The sequence below is a fragment of the Foliimonas ilicis genome (genome assembly GCF_039939195.1).
In the GTDB taxonomy this organism is placed as follows: domain Bacteria; phylum Pseudomonadota; class Alphaproteobacteria; order Rhizobiales; family Rhizobiaceae; genus Foliimonas; species Foliimonas ilicis.
In genome coordinates, this window is record NZ_JBDUUH010000025.1 from 1 (window position 1) to 2,399 (window position 2,399).

Consider the following 2,399-nt stretch of genomic DNA (forward strand, 5'->3'; position numbering starts at 1 on the left):
GCGATTGTCTTGTTGGTCATTTCCGAACCTCAGTAAATTGTTAGAGCAGGGACATATGAGATGAGGATCAGGACGGTAAGGGCGACGAGGTAGAATGGCCAGAGTTCCTTGACGACGGTGCCGATGGGCACGCGGGCGATTGCCGCGCCGATGAACAGCGTGGTTCCAATGGGCGGGGTGAAGAGGCCGATCGACAGGTTGATGCAGATCATCACGCCGAGCTGGATGGGATCCATGCCGATCGCCTGTCCGATGGCCACGAAGGTCGGGCCGAGCAGCAGGATGGCGGCAGGCAGATCGAGAAACATGCCGACGACCAGCATGATGATGTTCATCATCAGGATGATGAGGATCGGGTTGACCAGCACTTCCTGAGCCCATTGCGCAACGATCGTGGGAACACGCTCGGAGATCAGCACATGGCCAACAAGGCTGGATGCGGTGATGACCAGCATGACCAGACCGGTGGTGACGACCGTGTTGACCAGGGCGCTGTGGATGCGGGCGACGGTCAGGTCGCGGTAAAGAAGCGTGCTGACGACGAGGGCGTAGAAGACGGCGATAACGCTGACTTCCGTCGGCGTTGCGATGCCGGCACGCAGCAGCACGACGATGAAGAACGGCATCAGCAGTGCCGGCAGGGCGGAGACGAAGGTCTGGCCGATGGTGTTGAGCTGATCCTTCTTGGCCAGCCGCGGGAAATTGCGCAGCCTGCCGGACAGGTAGCAGACCATCATGAAGCCGAATGCCAGCAGCAGGCCGGGCAGGATGCCTGCCGAAAACAGCGAGGCGATGGAGGCGTTCGAGACGGTCGAGTAGAGAATGAGCGGGATCGAGGGCGGGATGAGGCCTGCGATCGTGGAGGACGAGGCAGTCACCGCGGCAGCGAAGCCGCCCGGATAGCCTTCGCGCTTCTGCCACGGGATCAGCATCGAGCCCAGCGCTGAGGCTTCGGCCACCGCCGAGCCGGAAACGCCGCCGAAGATGGTCGAGCCGACGACGGTCACCTGTCCCATGCCGCCATGATAGCGCCCGACAAGGGCTGCGGCGAACTGCACGAGCTTCTGGCCGAGCGTTCCCGACATCATCAGCGAGCCGGAGAGAATGAAGAAGGGGATGGCGAGCAGCGGAAAGCTCTGCGTCGGCTGGAACAGTTTTACGACGGCGACGACGGTTGGTGTGCCGCCGACCCACAGGATGGCGACGCCTGCCGCGATGATGAGGCCGTAGCCGACGGGCACGGAGAGTGCCAGCAGGACGGCGAAAACTCCGCTCATGATTGCGGTCATGTGATGTGCTCCGGATCGGTGTTGTGCACGTTGCGAGGATCCTCGCAGCACAGGACACGTACGAAATTGACAAGCGAGGCGAGCGCGATGCCGCCGAAGCCGAAAAGCAGTGCACTGTATGCCCAGGCCTGGCCAAGTCCGGTCATCGGGAACACCTGCGTCTTGGTAATGGCGATAACCTGAAGCGACAGATAGGCGAGAAACGCGAAGGAGGCCGCGACGAGAAGGTTTATGAAGGCCAGAAGCACGCGCAGTTGGGAATCGCTGATGAATGAGCGGATCGCCTCGGCAGCGATGTGGGATCCACGCTGCGCGCCGACGACGATGCCGCCCATGACGAGCCATGGGAAAAGCAGGTTCGGAACCTCGTTTGGCCATCCAAGGCCTGACGAGGTGAAATAGCGGATGACCACCTCTGCCATCAGCGCCAGAAAGATGGCGACGACGGAGCCGACGGCGATGGTGACGGCGATTACGTCGATGACGCGGCCGATGCCGTCAGCGAAACGCAAGGCGGGAGAGTTTGACGACGTCGTCATTTTGCGCCGGCTTCCTTGGCTGCCGCGACGAGTTCGTCGACCAGTTCTGGATACTGGGCACGCCACTTGTCGTAGACCGGCTGGGTCGCCTCGACGAACGGGGCTGGATCGACATCGTTGAACTTGATGCCTTCGGCTTCCATCTCGCCGCGCAGCGTTTCGGTCTGCTCGCGCACCATCTGACGGTTCAGTTCGCCCGCTTCCTTCGCTGCATCGCGGATGATCTGCTGGTCTTCCGGTGACAGCGTGTCGAACACGATCTTCGAAGCAAGGAGCGGCGTCGATTCGTATTTATGATTGGTCATCGAAATGAAGGGCTGGACTTCCTGCAGCTTCGACGAATGAATGTTGATGAGCGGGTTTTCCTGCCCGTCGACGACACCCTGCTGCAGGGCGATGTAGAGCTCCGAAAACGCCATCGGCGTTGGCGATGCGCCGAGAGCCTCGAAGATGTCGATGGTCATCGGGTCCGGCGGTGTGCGGATCTTCATGCCAGCAAGATCGCCAGGAACCACAATCGGCTTCTTCGAGTTCGACGTCTCGCGAATGCCGTTGTTCCACCAGGAAAGGA

Annotated in this window: 3 protein-coding genes; all 3 read right to left on the reverse strand. The window is 61.0% G+C overall.

Annotated elements, in window-relative coordinates; all coding sequences use genetic code 11:
* Positions 1-29: 29 nt before the first annotated feature.
* Positions 30-1,289: a TRAP transporter large permease gene (locus ABFT80_RS27935; protein ID WP_347975219.1), complete on the reverse strand. Its 1,260-nt coding sequence runs from the start codon at positions 1,287-1,289 to the stop codon at positions 30-32.
* Complete coding sequence (locus tag ABFT80_RS27940; RefSeq protein WP_347975220.1) at positions 1,286-1,828, reverse strand: TRAP transporter small permease; 543 nt, start codon at positions 1,826-1,828, stop codon at positions 1,286-1,288. The genes ABFT80_RS27935 and ABFT80_RS27940 overlap by 4 nt, the downstream gene beginning before the upstream one ends.
* Positions 1,825-2,399, reverse strand: a 575-nt coding sequence (locus tag ABFT80_RS27945; protein WP_347975221.1) for a TRAP transporter substrate-binding protein, incomplete at its 5' end; no start/stop codon positions are given. The genes ABFT80_RS27945 and ABFT80_RS27940, both read right to left, overlap by 4 nt.